The following is a 21,330-nucleotide window of genomic DNA, read 5'->3' as shown; positions in this document are numbered from 1 at the left end:
TGCCTTACTCTCCGACCGCGTTGCGGTACAGCTGCCGCCAGCGCTCGGTCTGGGCCGGCAGGTGGTAGTGGCGCAGCTGGGCGAGTCTGGCCTGTTCGGTCAGCGCCCGGCACAGCGCCTTGTCGAGCAGCAGGCGCGCCACCTGCCGGGCCAGCTCGTCGACCTCGCCGGGCGCGACGAGCAGGCCGGACGCCTCGTGGTCGAGCACGTCGGGAATGCCGCCCACGGCGAAGGCGGCCACCGGCACGCCGGCCTGCATGGCTTCCAGCAGGACCATCGGCGTACCCTCGGTGCGCGAGCTGATCACCAGGACGTCGAGGGCGCGCAGCCAGGCCGGCAGGTCTTTCCGGTAGCCGGGCAGGAGGATGCGCCCGTGCAGGTCGGCGTCGTCGACGCTCTGCTGCAGGGCCTGCTGCTGCGGACCCTCGCCGAGCAGTACGGCGTGCAGGCGCGGATTGCGCCGGCACAGGGCGATGGCCAGCTCGACGAACAGGTCCGGGCCCTTTTCCGCGCTGAGGCGGCCGACGAAGCCGATCAGCGGGGCAGGGGGGGCTGCCGGCGGCCGCAGGTAGGTGACCGCGGGGGCCGGCGGCAGGCCGTTGGGCAGCACGTGCAGCTTGCCGGCGCGCACCCCGGCCTGGCGGTGCAGGCGGGCGATGCTGTCGGCCACGCAGACCACCGCGCGTACCTGCGCGGTGCGGCACAGGCGCAGGCTGAGCCAGGCGTAGAAGCGCTGCTTGCGGCTGCGCGGGGTGAAGCCGTGCTGGGTGACGATCAGCGGCAGGCCGAGACAGAGCGCGCTCAGCCAGCCGTAGACCAGGCCCTTGAAGCCGTGGCCGTTGAGCAGCGTCGGTCGTGCGTCCGACTGCCCCAGCTGGCGCAGCAGGCTGCCCAGGCCGGTGCAGCGGCTCAGCTCCACGCCGGCCTCGCGAAAGCGCTGGGCCAGCGGCTCAGGGCCGTCGAGCAGGAGCACCCGGTGCTGGCCGGGCGCGTACTGGCAGTGCTCGAGGAGCATCCGTTCGAGACCGTAGAAGCCGCCGCTGCTGAGCAGGTGGGCGATCCGCAGCGGCGCCTCCTTCTGACGGGTGCTCAGTCGCTGGCCCAGTGTCGAATCCATGGCAGGCTCCCGGGTTTGTGCGGATTGGGCAGCGCGGTGGGCTGCGTGTCGTTGATGGTCATCAGCACGGGCAGGCCGAGCTGGTTCAGCAGTTGCTCGGGATGCTTGAAGCGATGGTCGAAGAACTCGCGGATATAGCCGGCGGCAATCGCCAGCAGCAGGGCGCTGAGCAGGCCGAGGGGGATGATCTGCAGGGGCTGGGGAAAGCTCGCCGCGGTGGGCTCGAAGGGCCGGCTGAGGACCTTGGCGTTGGACTGGCCGCCGTCGAGCAGGGCGCGGCTGCGGCTTTCCTCGTAGCGCTGGGTGTAGGTGAAGAAGGCCTGGTGCAGGGCCTCGATCTCGGTGTTGAGCTGGCGCAGGCCGCCCTGCGCGTCCTGCAGTTCGCGGATGCGGGCCTGGTATTCCGCGATCCGTGTGGTCTTCTGGGCGATCACGCCGGAGAGGACTTCCAGTTCCTTCTGGCGTTCGCTGATGCGGTTGCCGATCACCTGGAGGAACTGCTGGCGGGTCCGGCTGATCTGCGCGTAGAGGTTCTTCATCGGCGCGCTGTTCGGGTTGTAGACGTCGGTTTCGGCGCCGTACTGGCCGATCTGCTCGATCAGCCGGTCGCCCAGCTGACGGATTTCGCGGTCTTCGAAGGCGGCGTTGTTGAGGGTGCTGGCGAAGGTGTAGGGAAAGCCGTAATCGGTCAGCCTGGCCTTGCGTGCCACGGCCAGGCTGTTCTGCAGGTAGTCGACCCAGCGCTGGTTTTCCAGCAGGCGGTCGCGGTACTGGTTGAGGGTCTGCTCTTCCTGGTTGATGGCGTTGAGGCGGAAGGTGATCTCCTCCTCGGGATTGGCCGCGCTGATCCGTCCGAGCAGGGCCAGGCGCTGGCCCTCGAGATCGCCCAGCTGGTTCTGGTACTGGGCCTTCTTCTGCTCGTAGAAGGCTTCCGGCAGGTCGTTGGAATGCAGCGCGTGACGGCGCATCAGGTAGGTGTCGAGCAGGCGGTTGACGAACAGGGTGCCGAGGGCCGGCTCGCCGGCCCGGTAGTGCACGGCGATGACGTTGGAGCCGGGCAGCGGGACGACCTCGAGGTCCTCCAGGGTGGCCAGGGTCAGCTCGTCCAGGCGGCTGTCGCGCACCGGCTCGGCGGCGAAGCCGAGAGCGGCGAGCAGCGGGTCGAGCAGCCGCTCGCGCAGGGGGTTGATCAGGTAGTCGCGCAGCGGGTTGAGCAGCACCTGCTCGAGCAGACCGTCCTCCTCGGCGAAGTGGCCTTCCTGGCGCAGCGAGTCGAGGGTCGCCCGGACCAGCTCGGGCGAGCGCAGGATGCTGCTTTCGGTTTCCATGTCGGCCAGGGTCGGCGGCAGGAACTTGTCGGTTTCCTGCTGCAGGCTGGCGCTGTTGGGCTCGGTCTGCGCCACCTTCTTGGATTGCACCAGGACTTCCGCACTGATGTCGTAGGTCGATCTGAGCAGGAGCGGCAACAGCAGGACGAGGGCGGCGAAGGCCAGGAACACCCGCTTGATCAGCCGGCGGTTGGCGTACAGCGTGTAGAGGAGCGGATAGAGCGGGTTTTCGTGTCGGAGGGTGTCCATCGCTAGTTGTCTCCATCATCCTTGTTGTCGACCTGATAGGAGAAGCCGAAGTTGAAGCCGCTGAAGAGCATCACGTCGGCCAGCTGGCGCATGGTGTCGCCGGCGCTGGTCAGGCCGCTGCGCGGCACGAAGAGCAGGTCGTCCGGCTGTAGGTAGGCGACGCTGTCGGCGTCGTTGTCGAGCAGTTCCTCGAGGTCGTAGGTGCGCGATACCACCTGGTCGCCCCGGCGGTGCAGGACCAGCACCGAGTCGAGGTCGGCGGTGACCGGGTTGTGGCCGCGCGCCATGGTCAGCGCCTCGAGCACCGAGATCGGCCGGCGCACCGGATAGGCGCCGGGCTGGCCGACCTCGCCGAGCACGTAGATCTCGTTGGCGGCGGTGGCCTTGAGCAGCACGTCGACCTGGATCGGCCCGACCTCCTCGCGGTAGCGCTCGTTCAAGAGCTTCTCGAGCTCGTCGCGGCTCATGCCGCTGAGGCGGATGCTGCCGAGCATCGGGAAGGTGGCGCGGCCGTCGGCGCCGATGGTGATGTCCCGGCTCATCCCGCTGTTGGGGCTGAACAGGGTGTCGCGCAGGTGCTGTGCACGGGTCTGCGCCTTGGCCACGGAGACGGTGATCAGCGGCGTGCGCAGGGTCTCCCGGTAGCGCTCGACCATCTGCGCCTGGGCTTCCTCGACGGTCAGCCCGGCGACCTTCAGGCTGCCGACGTATTCCAGGTTGACGGTGCCGTCGGGCATCACCGTCTTGATGCCGGTCAGGCCCTTGGCGGTGGCGAACTGGATCTCCAGCTGGTCGCCGGGCTGGATGCGATAGGCGTTGGGCGAGTCCATCTCGATGTGGAAGATCACGTCGAGGACATCCTGCGGGCGCAGCACCTGGGTCACCGGGATCAGTTCGCTCTGCGTGGCCTGCTCCTCGGGGGCGGTGAGGATGTAGGCGGGGATCGAGCGCTGGCTGCTGCAGCCGGCCAGGGCCAGGAAGGCGAGCAGGGGGAGGATTGGCTTGTGCATGGTGGCGTCCGTCCTGTGGGTGCGATCCGTGATCAGAGCAGCCTGTAGAGCCACTTCGGCATGTAGAACCGGCGGGCGTTGAATACGCTGCCGAGCAGCTTGGCGTTGGCCTGGCGCAGGCGCTGCATGGCGGCCTGGGCGACTTCCAGGCGGGTTTCCTCGGCGCGGACCACCAGCACCACGGCGTCGGCCATGGCCGCCAGGGTCAGGCCGCTGGTGCCGCTGTAGACGGCCTCGGCGTCGACCACCACGAAGCGGTAGCGGGAGGCCAGGCAGTCGAGCAGGTGCTGCAGATCCTCGGCGGTGAAGCGGCCGGCCGCCGGCGAGGGCTGGCCGAGCGGCAGCAGGTCGAAGGGCAGCTCGGGATGGCGCTGGATGCAGTGCCTGAGTTCGCCCTCCGGATGCGGGCTCTGCAGCAGCTCGAACAGGCCCGGGTCGGCCGCCATGCCCAGGCGCGAGCTGAGGCCGGTGGCCGAGGGGCTGGCGTCGACCAGCAGCAGCTTGCCCTTGGCCGAGTGGGCCAGTTGCCGGGCCATGCTCAGGGCACTGGTGGTGGTGCCGCAGCCGCTGGTCGGGGCGATCATCAGCAGGGTCCGGCAGCTCTGGTCGAGTAGCGTGGCTGCCAGGTTGACTTCGCTGGGACTGAGGACACGCTGGTCCTGCTCCAGCAGGAGCGTGGTTTGCTCGGAACGGAGCATGGTCATGGGCTGACTCCTGAGGCGTGCACGGCCTGAAGAAAGGGAAGGTTCAGCTGGCGCCATGGCCGTGGAACACTTCGATGGGGGTTTTCAGGAGAATCCACAGGTCCAGCAGGGGACCCTGTCGGCGGATGTAGGTCATGTCGAGCTCGACCCGGTCGTCGAAGTCGACGTCGCTGCGCCCGGAGATCTGCCAGAGGCCGGTCATGCCGGGGTAGATGCTCAGCCGGCCGAGGTGGTGCGGGTGGTAGCGGCTGGCGTTGAACGAGGTGGGGCGCGGGCCGACCAGGCGCATCTCGCCACGCACCACGTTGATCAGGTTGGGCAGCTCGTCGAGACTGGTGCGGCGCAGCCAGTGGCCGATCGGCGTCACCCGCGGGTCGGCGTCGATCTTGAAGTCGATGGCGTCGGGGCCGTGCTTGTTCAGGTGGCGCAGCGACTCCTTCAGGGCCTCGGCGTCGGCTACCATGCTGCGGAACTTGAACATGCCGAAGCGGCGCCCGCGAAAGCCGGTGCGCTGCTGGACGAACAGCACGGGGCCCGGGCTGCCCAGCCTGATCAGCAGGGCGATGCCGAGCAGCAGGGGGGAGAGCAGGAGCAGCAGGAGGAGGGCGGCGAGCGCCTCGCTGACGCGCTTGGTGTGGGACAGGGTCCAGGGGCGGCCGCCCTGGCGTCCGCTGAGCCAGCCGCGGTTGTGGACCCAGAGGGCGTTCTCGATCTTTTCGCGCTGCGAGGGATCGGTGCGTTTTTCCTTGAGGCGGTACTGGCTATCCTTGGCGAAGCTGGGTTGTTGGAACGAGTTTCCCGGGGCATTCATTGCGCATTACCTCATGCGGCAGATCCCCGGCCATGGCGGCGGATGAGCGCGCCGCGGCATCGGGACTGCCGATCCTGTAGTAGTGGCAAAACCAGGATACGAAGCGGGCGAGGCCTTCTTCGAGACTGACCTGGGGCTGAAAGCCGGTGTCCCGTTGCAATTCCGAGACGTCGGCATAAGTGTCGAGCACGTCCCCGGGCTGCAAAGGCAGCAATTCTCGTTGGGCCTTGCGGCCCAGATGCCTTTCCAAGGTGTCGATGTAGTCGGTGAGGGCGATCGGTCGATGCCCGCCGATGTTGTACAGGCGCCACGGCGCCATGCTGCTTTCCGCGCGGGGCCGTTCGCGGTCCCAGTGCGGGTCGGGTCGGGGCGGCTGCGCCAGCAGCCGCACCAGACCTTCGATGATGTCGTCGATGTAGGTGAAGTCGCGCCGGTGCCGGCCATGGTTGAACAGGCGCAGCGGCCGCCCCTCGACGATGGCCTGGGCGAACTGGATCGGCGACATGTCCGGCCGGCCCCAGGGGCCGTAGACGGTGAAGAAGCGCAGGCCGGTGGCGGGAATGCCGAACAGGTGGCTGTAGCTGTGGGCCATCAGCTCGTTGGCCTTCTTGCTCGCGGCGTACAGCGACAGGGGGTGATCGACGTTGTCCTGCACCGAATAGGGGGTGTGCTGGTTGGCGCCGTACACCGAGCTGGACGAAGCGTAGACCAGGTGCTGCACCGGCTGCTGGCGGCAGCCTTCGAGGATGTTCAGGAAGCCTGCCAGGTTGCTCTGCACGTAGTCCTGCGGATGGCTCAGCGAGTGGCGCACGCCGGCCTGGGCGGCCAGGTGGACCACCACTTCCGGGCGCTGGCTGGCGAACAGCTCGGCGATGCCGGCGGCATCGCCGAGATCCAGCCGCCGCAGCGGAAAGTCGCCGGCCTCCTGGCATACCCAGCGCACCCGGTCCTCCTTCAGGGCCGGGGCGTAGTAGTCGTTGAAGTTGTCCAGGCCGATGACCTCATGGCCGTCGAGCAGCAGCCGGCGCACGCAGTGGGCGCCGATGAAGCCGGCCGCGCCGGTGACCAGGACCTTCATTGCGGGCCTGCCTGGGGGGCGACCTGCGGCAGGCCGATGCCCAGGTAGCGCAGGCCTGCGGCAGCCAGCTGCTGGGGGTTGTAGAGGTTGCGCCCGTCGATGACCAGGCGGTCGCGCAGCTTGTGCGCGAGCAGCGCGAAGTCGACCACCCGGAAGGCCTTCCACTCGGTGCAGATGACCAGCGCGTCGGCGTCCTGCAGGGTGTCGTCGCGGGTGGCGCAGAGCACCAGGTCGTCGCGGTAGCCGTACAGGCGCCGGCATTCGGACATGGCTTCGGGGTCGAAGGCGCGCACCGTCGCGCCCTCGCGCCACAGGGCCTCCATCAGGCAGCGGCTGGGCGCCTCGCGCATGTCGTCGGTGTTCGGCTTGAAGGCCAGTCCCCAGAGGGCGATGGACTTGCCGGCCAGTCCCTCGGGATAGAGCTTCTGCAGCTTTTGGAACGGCACCAGGCGCTGCGTCTCGTTGACCTCCTGGACGCTCTGCAGCAGGCGCAGCGGCTGGCCGCTGGCCCTGGCGGTGTGCAGCAGGGCGCGCAGGTCCTTGGGAAAGCAGGAGCCGCCGAAGCCGCAGCCGGGGTAGATGAAGTGGTAGCCGATGCGCGGGTCGGAGCCGATGCCGCGGCGCACCGCCTCGATGTCGGCACCCAGCTGCTCGGCCAGGTTGGCCAGCTCGTTCATCAGGCTGATGCGCGTGGCCAGCATGGCGTTGGCCGCGTACTTGGTCAGCTCGGCGCTGCGGTTGTCCATGAAGATCAGCTTGTCGCGGCTGCGGCAGAAGGGCGCGTAGAGCTCGGCGAGCTGGGCGCGGGCCAGCTCGTCGTCGCTGCCGACGATGATCCGGTCGGGGCGGATGCAGTCGTTGACCGCGCTGCCCTCCTTGAGAAATTCCGGATTGGACACCACCCGCACCGCCAGCTGGCCCTTGCCCAGGCGGTCGAGTTCGTCGCGGGCGACCGCCTCCACCTGGCTGGCGGTGCCCACCGGCACGGTGGACTTGATCACCAGGGTGCGGTCGGCCTGCATGTGGCTGGCGATTTCGCGGGTCACCCCCAGCACGTGGCGCAGGTCGGCGGAGCCGTCCTCGTCCGGCGGGGTGCCGACGGCGATGAAGATCAGCTGGCCGTGAATCACCGCATCGCTGGCCTGGGTGCTGAAGGACAGCCGGCCCTCGCGCAGGTTGTCGTCGATCATGGCGGACAGGCCGGGCTCCTGGATGGGCGGAACCGCCCGCTGCAACTGCTGGATCTTCAGCTCGTCGATGTCGACGCAGAGAACCCGGTGGCCGACGTCGGCCAGGGCAGCAGCCTGAACCAGGCCGACGTATCCGGTACCGAAAACACTCACGTCCATGTTGGCGTGCCTCATTGGGGGAGTGCGGTGTTACAGGTATAGGCGGTCGTACAAGGAGACTGTCAAGCAGGCGGCTTGATGTCTGTTTGACACTCCATAGATGGCATAACAATGGCCATCATCCTCCTGTAACCTATTCAATTCCTTATATTTTTCTGAGCTTTTGGAGTATTGGTTAGGAGCGGGAAATTATCATTTCACCCGACGAGCGGTACTATCGTGTCGAAACGGGAAATGACGGAAAACTTGGAGGCTTCCCGCTTTCTTTCTAGAATTTCCCTGCGAGTCGGCCGCTTGTGGCGATTTTGCTTTTTCCGACTCCGAGGACTGGCTGCAGGCCAGCTCTGTTCCCCGACATGGCCAGCCGATATGCCCGATTTCGATTTCACCCAACGCTTTCTCTTTGACGACACCGACGTGCGCGGCGAACTGGCCGACCTGCGCGGCAGCTACGCCGAGGTGCTGGCCAAGCACCCCTATCCCGAGCCGGTCGCCCAGCTGCTCGGCGAGATGCTCGCCGCCGCCGCGTTGCTGGTCGGCACCCTCAAGTTCGACGGCCTGCTGGTGCTGCAGGCGCGCTCCCCGGGGGCGGTGCCCCTGCTCATGGTCGAGTGCTCCAGCGACTGCGAGGTGCGCGGTATCGCCCGCTATCACGCCGAGCAGATCCCGGCCGGCGCCGGGCTGCGCGAGCTGATGCCCGAGGGCCTGCTGACCCTGACCGTCGATCCCGCCCAGGGGCAGCGCTACCAGGGCATCGTCGAACTGCAGGGCGACAGCCTGGCCGACTGCCTGTCCGGCTATTTCGCCAGTTCGGAGCAGCTGCCGACGCGCTTCTGGCTCAATGCCGACGGCCGTCGCGCCCGCGGCTTCCTGCTGCAGCAGTTGCCCGGCGACCGCCAGAAGGATGCCGAGGCGCGCGCGGCCAGCTGGGAGCACCTGGTCACCCTGGCCGATACCCTGACCGCCGAGGAGCTGCTCGCGCTGGACAACGAGACCCTGCTGCGCCGGCTCTACCACCAGGAGGCCGTGCGCCTGTTCGAGCCGCTGCCGCTGCGCTTTCGCTGCAGCTGTTCGCGCGAGCGCTCGGCCAACGCCCTGTCCAGCCTGGGACACGCGGATGCCGAGCAGCTGCTGCGCGAGCGCAGCGGCCTGGTGGTGGTCGACTGCCAGTTCTGCAACCAGCGCTACGAGTTCGATGCCAGCGACATCGCCCAGCTGTTCGCCGGCGGCGGCAGCGAGGCGCCCTCGGCGACCCGCCATTGAGCGGCCGGGCCGCCCGTGATCGGCCGGCCCGGATGCACGGATTTTTCGACAAAGGCTTGCTCCGGCAAGGGGGGCAGGGGCCTGCCTGTCTTCGAAAAACCTCGGCAGCGCCGGTCGCGTTCCGGCCGATGGTGTGACGGCAGGGAACCTTTGCCAGACTAGCGGCTCCTACTGTGTCGTCGGCTTTTCTGGTATGATCGCCGCACTTTTTTTATCTTTTCCCTGTAGCGTGACCGGATGTCGCGCTACAAAACGTATGGAGGAATCGGCCACAAGCCGATCGGACGCACATGACGCAAGCCACTCAAGCCGTGTTTACCGACATCAGCGCCGCACAATTGGTAGAAGAAGCCCTCCGTCGCGGAGAAGGCGAACTGGCCGCCAACGGTTCGCTGGTGGTTCGGACCGGCCATCGCACCGGGCGATCCCCGGGCGACCGCTTCATCGTCGAGGAACCGGGCACTCAGCACAAGATTGCCTGGGGCAGCATCAACCGTCCCTTCCCCAGCGACAAGTTCGACGCCCTCTGGTCGCGCGTCGAAGCTTACCTTGCCGAACGTGACCGCTTCGTTTCGCACGTCCATGTAGGCGCCAATCCTGAGTACTACCTGGCGGTCAAGATGACCACCGAAACGGCCTGGCACAACCTGTTCGGCCGCTGCCTGTTCATCAACCCGGAAAAGTTCAACCCCGCCGGCAAGAGCGAATGGCAGATCCTCAACGCCCCCCACTTCGAGTGCGTGCCGGAGCGCGACGGCACCAATTCCGACGGCTGCGTGATCATCAACTTCGCCGCCAAGCGGGTCCTGCTGGCCGGCATGCAGTACGCCGGCGAGATGAAGAAGGCGATGTTCTCCGTGCAGAACTTCCTGCTGCCGGAAGTCGACGTGCTGCCGATGCACTGCGCCGCCAACACGGGCGAGGAGGGCGACGTGACCCTGTTCTTCGGCCTGTCCGGCACCGGCAAGACCACCCTGTCCGCCGACCCGAGTCGCTACCTGATCGGCGACGACGAGCACGGCTGGGGCGAGGGCACCGTGTTCAACATCGAGGGCGGCTGCTATGCCAAGTGCATCGACCTGTCCGAGAAGAACGAACCCGTCATCTGGAAGGCCATCCAGTTCGGCGCCGTGCTGGAGAACGTGGTGCTCGACGAGCGTTCGCGCCAGCCCGACTACGCCGACAGCAGCCTGACCCAGAACACCCGCGCTGCCTACCCGCGCGAGCTGATCGAGAAACGCGTGGCGGACAACCGCGCCGGCGAACCGAATGCGGTGATCTTCCTCACCTGCGACCTGACCGGCGTGCTGCCCCCGGTGTCGATCCTCGACAACGAGCAGGCGGCCTACCATTTCCTGTCCGGCTACACTGCGCTGGTCGGCTCCACCGAGATGGGTTCCGGCGGCGGCATCAAGTCGACCTTCTCCACCTGCTTCGGTGCGCCCTTCTTCCCGCGTCCGGCCGGCGAGTACGCCGAGCTGCTGATCAAGCGCATCCAGGGCTACGACTCCAAGGTGTACCTGGTCAACACCGGCTGGACCGGCGGCGGCTACGGCGTCGGCAAGCGTTTCAACATCCCGACCACCCGCGGCGTGATCGCGGCGATCCAGAGCGGCGCGCTGATCGGCGTCGAGACCGAGCGTCTGCCGATCATCAACCTGGACGTGCCGAAGGTCGTGCCGGGGGTCGACACCGAGCTGCTCAACCCGCGCAACACCTGGGCCGACAAGAGCGCCTACGACGAGGCGGCGCGTGCCCTGGCCAGGCAGTTCATCGAGAACTTCAGGAAGTTCGACGTTTCCGACGCCATCCGCGACGCCGGCCCGCTGCTGTAAGCCGCAGCGCGTGGTGAAGAAGCCGCCTCCGCAGACTGTGTGAAAACCTGGCAGTCGGTGGGGCGGATGAGGACAATGCCCGTATCGTAAGATGCGGGCATTGTCATTTATGGCTTGCATCCGCGGCCAATCCCCCGACCAGGGCAGCCTCGGCGCGCCGGCAACTGAGCATCAAGCAGCTCAAGCGTCAGCAGGCGGCCCTGTCAGGCCATGATGGAGGCGCATCAGTAGCCAGTTCGTCGCCCAGAGGGCCTTTCGCTGGCGCTGGCCGCGCCCAGCACGGTGGTCAGCCTGGTCACCTACGCCCTGCACGGGCGGGTCGACTGGATGCTGGGCATTTCCCTGGCGATCGGCGGTCTGTTCGGCGTTGGCTGGGGCGTGCGGATGGCTCATGCGTTGCCGGAGCGGGCATTGGTTCTGCCCGCGATCGCCGGTGCAATCACGCGGGTGAGCTCATGGATCGGGAGGTTCCATGGCTCCACCGCGAGCAGGACGCCGATCAGGTGGAATTCGATCCAGCCATCACCAACGTCATTGGCGAAAGGTCGTAGCCGAGCGGTGCGAAGGCCTCGCTAGCCGCCTGTACCAGCCTCTCGTCGCCTGGCCAACCGGGCCTCTTGCAATCCGCTATGAGCGGAGGCTTCCCGGGTTAGAGGTTTCATCGGGATGGTTCCCAGCGACGAAACAGCACGCTGGCATTGACACCACCAAACCCGAACCCGTTTGACAGGGCGTACTGGATCGGCATTTTCCGCGCGGTCAGGCCAACCAGATCTAGGCCGCCGGCCGCCTCGTCGGGATGGATGAGGTTCAGCGTAGGCGGGACGATCTGATCGCGTAGCGCCAGGATGGTGAAGATGGCCTCGATCCCGCCTGCGGCTCCCAGTAGATGGCCGGTACTGGATTTGGTCGATGTGATCGCCACACCCGATCCGGTCCCGAAGACGGACCGAATGGCGGCCAGCTCGCCCCGGTCTCCAACTTGAGTGGAGGTCGCATGTGCATTGATGTGCTGCACATCGCCCGAGGCAATACCGGCCTGCCGCAACGCCTGTTCCATTGCGCGTCGAGCGCCGCTGCCGTTCTCCGGGCCGGCGGTCAGGTGATAGGCATCGGCGCTGGTGCCGTAGCCGACCAGCTCCGCCAGTGGCCGTGCGCCGCGTGCCAGCGCATGTTCCAGCGATTCGATCACCAGCAGGCCGGCGCCTTCGGCCATGACGAAGCCATCCCGGTCGCGGTCGAACGGACGCGACGCTTGCTGGGGGCGGTCGTTGAATCCAGTGGACAACGCACGCGCCGCAGCAAAGCTTCCGAGCGTGACGCGATGGATCGCGGCCTCGGTCCCGCCGCACACCGCAATATCCGCTTCGCCGCTACGGATCAGTCGGGCCGCATCACCGATGGCTTGCGCCCCGGCCGCGCAGGCGGTCACCGGTGCCCCGAGCGGCCCCTTGAAGCCGTGCCGGATGGAGACGTGCCCGGCCGCCATATTGGCGAGAAACGAAGGCGCGGTGAATGGCGAGAGCCGGCGCGGCCCGCGCTCGTCCGTGGTGTGCACGGCCTCGGCGATGGCACCGAACCCACCGACACCGGATGCAATGATGGTTGCGGTTCGCTGCCGCTGTTCCTCGTCTGCCGGCTGCCAGGCCGCCTGCGCCAAGGCTTCCTGAGCGGCAACGAGCGCAAACTCGATGAAGCGATCCATCTTCTTGCGCTCCTTGGCGGCGACGATTTGCTCCGGGTCGTAGCCCGCCTGCCTGTCCTCTTCCAGCGTTGGCACCCGCCCGCCTACAGCGCAGCCGGTACCATCGGCCAGATCGGCAGGCAGGGCACGGATGCCCGACTGTCCCGCCAACAGACGGGACCAGACCATCTCTGTGCCGCACCCCAGTGGTCCGACGGTACCTGTCCCCGTCACCACGATACGAACTGCATTACGGACACTCATCGTCTACCTCGCTTGTCACACGGTCGGCGCCTCGCAGCGAGCACCGTTTGCTTCTTTCTGGCCGCATATCGGTTATCTCTGGTAAGCGAACACATCTACATCCGATCACCTCAAGCCCCGGTCATGCGTGCTGCGCCTCCATGGGGCGGGTGACCGTGCCGGACCCGATCTTGAACCAGATGGAATACATGGCCGGCAGGAACACCAGGGTCAGTACGGTTCCTGCGAACGTGCCGCCGATCAGCGTGTAGGCGAGCGTTCCCCAGAACACCGAATGGGTCAGCGGGATAAAGGCCAGGATTGCCGCCAATGCGGTCAGGATCACCGGGCGGGCACGCTGCACGGTTGCCTCGACGACCGCACGAAACGGGTCCAATCCCGCCTGTTCGTTGTGGTGGATCTGCCCGATCAGAATCAGCGTGTTGCGCATCAGGATGCCTGATAGCGCAATCAGACCGACCAACGCATTGATGCCGAACGGCTGCTGAAAAAGAATCAGCGTAGGCACCACGCCGATCAGCCCCAGCGGACTGGTCAGGAAGACCATGGCCATCGCGGAAATCGAGCGCACCTGCAAAATGAGGATGATCAGAGTGACTGCCAGCATGATGGGAAACAGCGGCAACATCGCCACCGTCGCCTTGCCTGACTCTTCGATGGAGCCCGCCTGCTCGATGCGATAGCCGCTCGGCAGTTTCTCCATGATGGGCTGGAGCTGCCGGGTGATGGCCGTTGACACATCCGGCGGCTGCAAACCATCGGCAATGTCGCCCCGCACGGTGATCGTCGGCATGCGGTCGCGCCGGCGCATGATCGGTTCCTCCGTGCGCACATCGACCTTCCCGACCTGCGACAGCGGGATGCGTTGCCCGTTGACGCCCGCCAGGGTGAAGTCCGCGATCCTGGCCGGATCGAAGCGGGTGTCCCCGGCCGAACGGGCCACTACCTGCACCGTGCGGATGTCCTCGCGCACGGCGGTAACGGGCACACCGCTCAGCAGGAACTGCAGTTGTTGCGCGACGGCGCTGGAGGTCAGCCCCACGGCCTGCAAGCGGTCCTGCTGCAAGGTGAAATGCAGCGTGGGCGTGCGCGTGCCCCAGTCGGTGTTGACCGTGCGCATCATCGGGCTGGCATTCATGACCTGCTGCACGTCGGCGGCGATGTCGCGCAGCTTTTCCGCGTCCGGGCCGGTGACGCGGTAGGCGACCGGGAACGGCGAATACGGGCCGAACACGAGTTGGGTGACACGCACGCGCGCCTCGGCGGCGAGGCCCTCGGAAATCGCCTGGCGCAGCCGATGTTTCAACGCCTCGCGCTCTTCCTGGTTGTCCGTGCGGACCACGATCTTGGCAAATGACGGATCAGGCAGTTCCGGCCCCATTGCCATGAAGAAGCGCGGCGCGCCCTGGCCGACGTAAGCCGTGACGATCCTGGCTTCGTCCTGCTCGGCCAGCCAGGCCTCCACCTTCGCCGTGGCGGCGCTGGTCTGGGCGATCGAGGTGCCGTAGGGCATCTGCACCTCGACCAGCACCTCGGGCCGATCGGAGATCGGAAAGAACTGCTTCTTGACCAGCCCCATGCCGAGTATGGCCAGGACGAAAAGGCCGACCACCGCACCGGCGACCAGCCACTTGTGTGCGATGACGCGCCCCAGCACCCGGCGAAAGCGGTTGTAGCGCGGCGTATCGTAGAGCGCCTCGTGGCCGCCTTCGACCTTGTTGAAGTGAGGCAGCAGCTTGACGCCGAAGTAGGGCGTGAAAACCACCGCCACCAGCCACGACGCAACCAGTGCGATGCCGACGATCCAGAACATGTTGCTGGTGTATTCGCCCGCCGTGGAGCGGGCGAAGCCATTGGGCATGAAGCCCACGGCCGTCACCAGCGTGCCCGACAGCATCGGCGCGGCGGTATGGCTCCAGGCATAGGCGGAAGCGGCGATGCGGCTGCAGCCTTCCTCCATCTTCACCACCATCATTTCGATGGCGATGATGGCGTCGTCCACCAGCAGGCCCAGGGCCAGGATCAGGGAGCCCAGGGTGATGCGGTCGAAGTTCTTGCCGGTCGCGGCCATCACCACGAAGACCACCGCCAGCGTCAGCGGCACGGCCGCGGCGACCACCACGCCCACACGCCAGCCCATGCTGATAAAGCTCACCAGCATGACCACCAGCAGCGCGACGAAGAACTTGACCATGAACTCATCGACCGCCGAGCTGATGTTGACGGCCTGATCCGTGACCTTGCTCAGGCTCATGCCCAGCGGCAGCTCGGCGTTGATCGCACGCACCTCGCTGTCCAGCGCCTTGCCCAGGTCGAGACCGTTCCAGCCTTCGCGCATGACGATGCCCAGCAGCAAGGCAGGTTCGCCGCCGTTGCGAATCATGAAAGTCGCCGGGTCTTCATAGCCACGCTTGACGGTGGCGATGTCCGACAGCTTCAGCGTGCGGCCCTGCGCCACAACCGGCGTGTCGCGGATCTTCTGCAATTCGTCGAAGGCGCCGTCCAGGCGAATGAACACCTCCGGCCCCTTGGTTTCCACCGAGCCCGCCGGCGTCAGGGCATTCTGGCTGTTGAGCGCGGCGAACACCTCCTGCGGGCCGACGCCCAGGGTTGCCAGGCGCTCATGCGAGAACTCGACATAGACGCGCTCGGACTGCTCGCCGACGATGTTGACCTTCTTCACCCCCGGCACGTGCAGCAGCCGCTGGCGCAGCGCCTCCGCGTCGCGTACCAGCAAGCGCTGCGGCTCGCCCTTGGCCTTGAGGGCGAACAAGGCAAAGGTGACATCCGAGTATTCGTCGTTGACCATCGGCCCGATCACGCCAGACGGAAGCTCCTTCGCCTCGTCGCCGACCTTCTTGCGGGCCTGGTAGAACTCCTCCGGCACTTGCGAAGGCGGTGTGCTGTCGAGCAACGTCAAGGCCGTGAAGGCCAAGCCGGGTCTTGTGTAGGTCTCGGTGCGGTCGTACCAGCGCAGCTCCTGCAGGCGCTTTTCGATCTTCTCGGCGACCTGGTCCTGCATTTCCTGTGCGGTGGCCCCGGGCCAGGCGGTAATGATGGTCATCACCTTGACCGTGAAAGCTGGGTCTTCCGCCCGACCCAACTTGAAGAACGCAATGAGCCCGGCCAACGAAATCAGACAGATCAGGAACAAGGTGATGGAGCGCTCACGTACGGCGAGCGCTGACAGGTTGAAACGGCCTTCGCTCACGGACGGACTCCCTCGGCCGCCGCGACGGCGGCTTGACCAGCCACCCGCACCTGCTGGCCGTCGTGCAGCAGGTGCGCGCCGAGCGCGACTATCCGCTCGCCTTGCTTGAGCTGACCGGTGATGCGCGCCCCTTCATCGTCCAGGTGCTGGACCGCGACCGGCTGCCAGTGAACCTGCGTTGGTTCGTCCTGGATGACCCACACTCCGGGGCCCTTGCCTGCGTCGTACAGGGCGCCGATCGGTACCCGCAAGATGCCTTGCATGGAGGAATGCCCAGCCGGGATCTGCAGGGTGACCGTGGTGCCCAACGGCGCGTTGGCCAGTTCCCCTTCCAGCACATAGCGCGCCTCGAAGGTGCGGGTCAGTCGGTCTGCGGCATCCGATAGCTGCCGGAGCTTGGTCGGAACGCTAACGTCCTCTTTGCCGAAGAGCGTGGCCTGTGCGGCGGAACCGACCGCCGGACGCAGGGTTTCCGGCAACTGGATAACCGCTTCACGGGGCCCGGCATGAGCCAAGCGCACCACGACTTGGCCGGCATTGACGACTTGGCCGGGTTCGACCAACGTTTCCATGACAATGCCATCGGCATCGGCCAGCAACTCGGCATAACGGGTGGCGTTGAGGGCAACTTCAGCCTGGGCCTCGGCCGCACTGAGCTGGGCTTTGGCGGCATCCGCCGCAGCCTTGACCTGATCGTAGGCCGACGCCGATATCGCGCCGGTTCCGCGCAGGTTGCGGTAGCGGGCTTCATCCTCAGCCGTTTGCTGCGCCCGCGCTCGCGCAGCGGCGACCGCTTCGCGCTGCGCATGCGCGGCGAGCTTCAGATCGACGGGATCGATACGCATGAGTGGCTGGCCGCGTTTGACGGTTTGCCCCGTATCCACAAGCCGCTCCAGCACCTTGCCGGAGACGCGAAAGCCCAGGTCGCTCTGGACTCGAGCAGCTACGGTCCCGGTGAAGGCGCGTGGCGCAGGGGTTGCCCCCTGAACGATGGCGGCACGCACCAGCGGCGCTTCGGCGCGTGGATCGGATTGTGTTTTTTCGCCGCAGGCGACCAACGCAAACGGCAATACGCAGATGACGGTTGGTAAAAAGAGGCGGCGCCGGAGCATGAGAGTCCCATCGACGAATCGGTCAGGGCTCCACTCTGAATCTAGTGACTAAAATAGTCAATAGTCACAAAGCCTCCCCGTCTCAGGGCGACAGGCTGCGCAGCACCAGGCCAGACAGCTGGGCGGGCGCTTCGTCGGTGTAGTCGAAGCTGTGCTGCAAGAGCAGCGGGTTGAGGTAAGGACGCATGACCAGATAGATCGCCATCACGGTTTCATCGAGGGGCGTCTTGCGCTCGAAGTCTCCGGTTTGCCGACCTTCCTGCAAGATGTCCTGAAGCAACTCCCGGATGCGCCCTTCATAAGCGAGCGCCGGCTGCCAGCGCTCGGTCGCCGCCGAAGCGGCAATCTCGTAGAGCTTACGGTCCTGGAAAAACAGGCGAAGGCTAGCCTCGACGATCGCCTTGAACATCCGCCGCAGCTTCTCCGGCGGGCGATCGGCCTCATCGACGGCCGCTCTGACCTCGGCCTCGATCTGACACAGGCAATTCGCACAGATCATCTCGCCAATGGCCTGCTTGGATTCGAAAAACTTGTAGATGTAGGCCTTGGAAAAGCCGATGGCTTTGGCGAGATCGGAGACGGTCGTCTTCTCGTAGCCATACCGGCTGAAGTGCTCGGTGGCTGCGGCAACGATCTGATCGCGCACTTCGTGATCGGCTGGGCCGCGAGCTGGAACTGAATGGGTGACTGTTTTGTTCATGATTTACAGCTTACTGCCAGTCGTTAAAGCGGACAACAAGTGACTATTATGTATTATGTATTATGGTCACTGGTATTCTGCTCGCCATATCCTCAGCTCCGGAAGAAGCCCATGCTACCCAAGCGCACCCTTGCCCTGCTCATCAGTGCCAGCCTCTCGGCAGGCTGCGCCATGGTCCCGACTACGTTCGCCCCGACAGCCTAATTGAAGTCCTGAAGGCCGACGAAGACTTGCTACATGCTTCCGATGCGCGAGCCCAGGCGCAGACGGAATCAGCGCGAGTAGGCGTCGCTGCCTTCAAGGCACTTGATGGGGGTTGGCAATCCCGCAAGTCCGAAACGGTAGCAACCAGGTAACAGACGGTCAGCGAAAACGATGTCCGCTCTGGGGCGGATAGCGCCCATTGCTGGGGGCCCGGCGCCTGATGGCGCTACTGGCCTGAGCGGACTTTTGTCCGCTCTCGGGATCGGGCAACAGTCCAGAAGCAAACGCCCTGAGCAAGTCGGGACGTTTGTTTAAGCCGCTGTAGCGTGTTTTCCACGGTCTGTCCGGGAGGCTTTTTCACAGCCGCTTCCCGACGCTCCATCGCCATGCCCGCCTGTTATGCTCAGAAGCGGCATCTCGATGGAGTGGGGCATGGGCATGGAGCAGGGCGCTTTCCAGCTCTTGGGCTATCTGTTGGTGCTGATCCAGGCGCTCGGGGTGGCTGCGGCCGTCCATGCGGTGTTCACCGTGCGCACCGCCCAGGGGGCCATCGCCTGGGCCATCTCCCTGCTGTTCATGCCCTATCTCACCCTGCTGCCCTACCTGGTGTTCGGCCGCAGCCGTTTCGATGCCTACATCGAGGCGCGCCGCCAGGCCGACCTGCAGATGCACCGGGCGATGGCCGAGCTGGACTGGCGACCCTGGGTCGAGGAGGCCCTGACGGCCCATGACAGCGAGGCGGCGCAGAACCTCAAGGTGCTGGCGCGCCTCGGCCGCCAGCCGCCTCTGGCGAACAACCGGGTGCGCCTGCTGATCGACGGCGAGAATGCTTTCGCGGCGATCTTCGAGGCCATCGCCCAGGCGCGCGAGGTGATCCTGCTGCAGTTCTTCATCGTCCGTGACGACCGCCTCGGCCGGCGTCTGCAACGCCTGCTGCTGGAGCGGGCCGCCAGCGGCGTGCAGGTGTTCTTCCTCTACGACCGCATCGGCTGTCATGCCCTGCCGCGCCGCTATGTGCAGCGCCTGCGCGAGGGCGGGGTGGCGATGCATGCCTTCTCGGTCTCCGCGCACAGCGGCCTGCTCAACCGCTTCCAGCTGAATTTCCGCAACCACCGCAAGCTGGTGCTGGTCGACGGCCGGCGCGGCTTTCTCGGCGGGCTGAACGTCGGCGACGACTACCTCGGGGGCAATCCGGCCCTTTCGCCCTGGCGCGATACCCAGGTGGAGCTGAGCGGCCCCGTGCTGGCCTGCCTGCAGGAGTCCTTCGCCGAGGACTGGTTCTGGACCACCCGGCAATTGCCGCCGCTGCTGCTGCCGGAGCGCTATCCCGCCGGCGGGGTGCTCTGCCAGCTGGTCGGCAGCGGCCCGGCCGATCCCCAGGAAACCGGCTCGCTGCAGTTCGTCGCGGCGATCAATGCGGCGCGCCGGCGGATCTGGCTGGCCAGCCCCTACTTCGTGCCCGACGAGTCGGTGTTCGCCGCCCTGCGCCTGGCGGCGCTGCGCGGGCTGGAGGTGCGCCTGCTGCTGCCGTCGCGGCCCGATCACCGGGTGGTCTATGCCGCCTCCAGCCTGTATGCCTTCGAGGCGCTCGAGGTGGGCATCCGGGTGTTCCGTTACCTGCCGGGCTTCATGCACCAGAAGGTGCTGCTGATCGACGGCGATACCGCGGCGGTGGGCAGCGCCAACCTGGACAATCGCTCGTTCCGGCTGAATTTCGAGCTGACTCTGTTCACTGTCGATGCCGCCTTCGCCGCGGAGGTGGAGTGCATGCTGCAGACGGACTTCAGCCGCTCCCGCGAGCTGGACAGGGAGGAGAGCCGCCGGGCGCACCGCCTGAAGCGCCTGGGCATGCGGGTGGCACGGCTGATTTCGCCGATCCTCTGAAGCGAAGAAGCCCGCCATGGGGCGGGCTTCTTCTGGGTCCGGATTGCACTGCTATCAGTCGTCGTGACGATGGCGACGCTTGTGCTTGTGCTTGTGGTGGCCGCGGTGATAGCCGTTGTCGTGGTAATGGTGGTGGTGCTCGACGCGGCGGCGACCGCCATGGTCGTCGTCGTCATCGTCGCCATAGGCGTTGCCCAGGGCGCCGCCGCCGGCGCCGCCGAGGGCGGCGCCGATCACGCCGCCGGTACGGCCGCCGACCGAATTGCCGATGACGTTGCCGCCGGCCGCACCGAGCCCGCCGCCGATGGCCGCTTCGGTCCGGCTGCGGCGGTCGGCGCCGATCCCGGCGCCGGCTGCACCGCCAACCCCCGAGCCGATCACCGCGCCGGTGGAGCCACCCAGGGCGCCCCCGACAACCGAGCCCAGTGTGCCGCCCAGTGCGCCGCCGACAGCTGCCTCGGTGTTGCCGCCAGCGAATGCCGCGCCGCTGGCCAGGCCGAAGGAGAGCAGGAGTATGGGTGCGTACTTCATGACGTGGGGAACCTCAGTGGGGATGACGAGGCGATCCTCTCCGCCGTGAAGGCTTTGTGCAAGCATTTTCTGCCGATCTGCAGGATTTTTTGTTGCTTTGTAACTCGTTGTTTGTTAAGGGGAACTTTGCGAAATCGGGACTGTCAACCCTTTTCTGCAGGTCGTTCCTGCCTTTTCCCCAGCCTTCCGGCGACCGTCGTGATCCGCTCTGGCACGGTCTTTTCCCTGGCTCAGCAAAGCCCCTCGCACAGCGCCGGATAGCTCTCCACGGCGGTGAATTCCCCAGTGTCCTTCGGTCCCTGCCGGCTGTCCGGCTGGCGTACCGCCAGCAGATGGGCGATGCCGTAGCGCCGGGCGCTGCGCAGGACCGGCAGGCTGTCGTCGATGAACAGGCTGCGTGCCGGCGCGAAGCCGAAGTCCTGCTGCAGGGCGAGCCAGAACTGCTGGTCCTCCTTGGGAAAGCCGTAGTCGTGGGAGCTGATCAGGCGGTCGAACCAGGGGGCCAGCTCGACCCGCTCCAGCTTCAGCGACAGCGAATCGCGGTGCGCGTTGGTGATCAGCGCGACGCGCTTGCCGGCCCCGCGCAGGGCGGCAAGGAAGCGGTCGGCGTTAGGGCGCAGGGCGATCAGGTGGGCGACCTCGCGCTTGAGTTCGACGACCGACAGCTTCAGCTCGGCGCTCCAGAAGTCCAGGCAGTACCAGGTCAGCCGGCCGGCATGTTCGCGGAACAGCGGCAGCAGTTCCTGCTCGGCCATCGCGCGGCTGATGCCGTGGTGTTCGGCATAGCGTTGCGGCAGGTGCTCCAGCCAGAAATGGTTGTCGAAATGCAGATCGAGCAGGGTGCCGTCCATGTCGAGCAGGACGGTATCGATTTCGCTCCAGGGTAGCGGGGGCATGGCGGCTCTTGTCGGGTGGAGGCTTCGGAAAGCGTGGCATGCGAAGGACCTGCGCGCCATCGGCCAAGGGCGAGCCGCGCCGCAAGCCGGGGTATGATAC

The 21,330-nt window shown here is 66.4% G+C and carries 16 protein-coding genes and 2 pseudogenes; 5 read left to right on the top strand and 13 right to left on the bottom strand.

Features of this window, described 5'->3' with window-relative positions:
* Window positions 1–4: 4 nt before the first annotated feature.
* From ACG10_RS18865 to ACG10_RS18835, 7 genes are read right to left on the bottom strand one after another with little or no spacing between them, the layout of a single operon-like run.
* Window positions 5–1,117, bottom strand: a complete 1,113-nt coding sequence (locus tag ACG10_RS18865) for a glycosyltransferase family 4 protein (RefSeq protein ID WP_089169378.1) — start codon at window positions 1,115–1,117, stop codon at window positions 5–7.
* Window positions 1,090–2,694: a GumC family protein gene (locus ACG10_RS18860; protein WP_089169377.1), complete on the bottom strand. Its 1,605-nt coding sequence runs from the start codon at window positions 2,692–2,694 to the stop codon at window positions 1,090–1,092. Before ACG10_RS18860 ends, ACG10_RS18865 begins: the two co-directional genes overlap by 28 nt.
* Before the next feature lie 2 nt (window positions 2,695–2,696).
* Window positions 2,697–3,704, bottom strand: coding sequence for a polysaccharide biosynthesis/export family protein (locus ACG10_RS18855; RefSeq protein WP_089169376.1), 1,008 nt, complete (start codon window positions 3,702–3,704; stop codon window positions 2,697–2,699).
* Between the two features lie 32 nt (window positions 3,705–3,736).
* Entirely contained in the window at window positions 3,737–4,408 is a 672-nt protein-coding gene (locus ACG10_RS18850) for a CpsD/CapB family tyrosine-protein kinase (protein WP_089169375.1), read from the bottom strand.
* 43 nt (window positions 4,409–4,451) lie between these two features.
* A complete protein-coding gene (locus ACG10_RS18845; RefSeq protein WP_232487141.1) occupies window positions 4,452–5,219 on the bottom strand; it encodes a sugar transferase in 768 nt (255 codons plus the stop codon).
* Window positions 5,170–6,297, bottom strand: a complete 1,128-nt coding sequence (locus ACG10_RS18840; protein WP_089169374.1) for an NAD-dependent epimerase — start codon at window positions 6,295–6,297, stop codon at window positions 5,170–5,172. Before ACG10_RS18840 ends, ACG10_RS18845 begins: the two co-directional genes overlap by 50 nt.
* Entirely contained in the window at window positions 6,294–7,646 is a 1,353-nt protein-coding gene (locus ACG10_RS18835) for a UDP-glucose dehydrogenase family protein (RefSeq protein WP_089169373.1), read from the bottom strand. Before ACG10_RS18835 ends, ACG10_RS18840 begins: the two co-directional genes overlap by 4 nt.
* Window positions 7,647–8,015: 369 nt before the next feature.
* On the opposite strand from ACG10_RS18835, the gene hslO reads away from it, so the two are divergent.
* The 3 genes and pseudogenes from hslO to ACG10_RS24555 all read left to right on the top strand — a co-directional run.
* Window positions 8,016–8,909 carry an Hsp33 family molecular chaperone HslO gene (hslO, locus tag ACG10_RS18830; RefSeq protein WP_039806244.1) on the top strand — a complete coding sequence of 298 codons (894 nt, stop codon included), beginning with the start codon at window positions 8,016–8,018 and terminating at the stop codon, window positions 8,907–8,909.
* Between the two features lie 290 nt (window positions 8,910–9,199).
* Entirely contained in the window at window positions 9,200–10,744 is a 1,545-nt protein-coding gene (locus ACG10_RS18825) for a phosphoenolpyruvate carboxykinase (protein WP_089169372.1), read from the top strand.
* Between the two features lie 246 nt (window positions 10,745–10,990).
* Window positions 10,991–11,158, top strand: a pseudogene (locus ACG10_RS24555) (TSUP family transporter); the annotation flags it as partial.
* Between the two features lie 244 nt (window positions 11,159–11,402).
* Here ACG10_RS24555 and fabF read toward each other — a convergent pair.
* The 4 genes from fabF to ACG10_RS18800 form a co-directional block, all read right to left on the bottom strand.
* Entirely contained in the window at window positions 11,403–12,692 is a 1,290-nt protein-coding gene (gene fabF, locus ACG10_RS18815; RefSeq protein WP_089169371.1) for a beta-ketoacyl-ACP synthase II, read from the bottom strand.
* A gap of 121 nt (window positions 12,693–12,813) precedes the next feature.
* Window positions 12,814–15,903, bottom strand: coding sequence for an efflux RND transporter permease subunit (locus ACG10_RS18810; RefSeq protein ID WP_089169370.1), 3,090 nt, complete (start codon window positions 15,901–15,903; stop codon window positions 12,814–12,816).
* Window positions 15,900–17,015, bottom strand: coding sequence for an efflux RND transporter periplasmic adaptor subunit (locus tag ACG10_RS18805; RefSeq protein ID WP_089169369.1), 1,116 nt, complete (start codon window positions 17,013–17,015; stop codon window positions 15,900–15,902). Before ACG10_RS18805 ends, ACG10_RS18810 begins: the two co-directional genes overlap by 4 nt.
* Window positions 17,016–17,097: 82 nt before the next feature.
* Window positions 17,098–17,715: a TetR/AcrR family transcriptional regulator gene (locus ACG10_RS18800; protein WP_089169368.1), complete on the bottom strand. Its 618-nt coding sequence runs from the start codon at window positions 17,713–17,715 to the stop codon at window positions 17,098–17,100.
* 197 nt (window positions 17,716–17,912) lie between these two features.
* Between ACG10_RS18800 and ACG10_RS24550 the strand changes: the two are divergent.
* Window positions 17,913–18,071, top strand: a pseudogene (locus tag ACG10_RS24550) (TolC family protein); the annotation flags it as partial.
* Window positions 18,072–18,357: 286 nt separating this feature from the next.
* Complete coding sequence (cls, locus tag ACG10_RS18790) at window positions 18,358–19,803, top strand: cardiolipin synthase (protein WP_089169944.1); 1,446 nt, start codon at window positions 18,358–18,360, stop codon at window positions 19,801–19,803.
* Window positions 19,804–19,857: 54 nt separating this feature from the next.
* Here the strand turns inward: cls and ACG10_RS18785 are convergent, their stop codons facing one another.
* Window positions 19,858–20,334: a glycine zipper domain-containing protein gene (locus tag ACG10_RS18785; RefSeq protein ID WP_089169366.1), complete on the bottom strand. Its 477-nt coding sequence runs from the start codon at window positions 20,332–20,334 to the stop codon at window positions 19,858–19,860.
* 230 nt (window positions 20,335–20,564) lie between these two features.
* On the bottom strand, window positions 20,565–21,230 hold the full coding sequence (gene yrfG, locus ACG10_RS18780; RefSeq protein WP_089169365.1) for a GMP/IMP nucleotidase: 666 nt from the start codon (window positions 21,228–21,230) through the stop codon (window positions 20,565–20,567).
* Between the last annotated feature and the right edge of the window lie 100 nt (window positions 21,231–21,330).

Source organism: Azotobacter chroococcum, assembly GCF_002220155.1.
GTDB classification, from domain to species: domain Bacteria; phylum Pseudomonadota; class Gammaproteobacteria; order Pseudomonadales; family Pseudomonadaceae; genus Azotobacter; species Azotobacter chroococcum.
The sequence above is the reverse complement of the archived record's forward strand: the minus strand, read 5'-3'. Positions and strand labels throughout refer to the sequence as shown.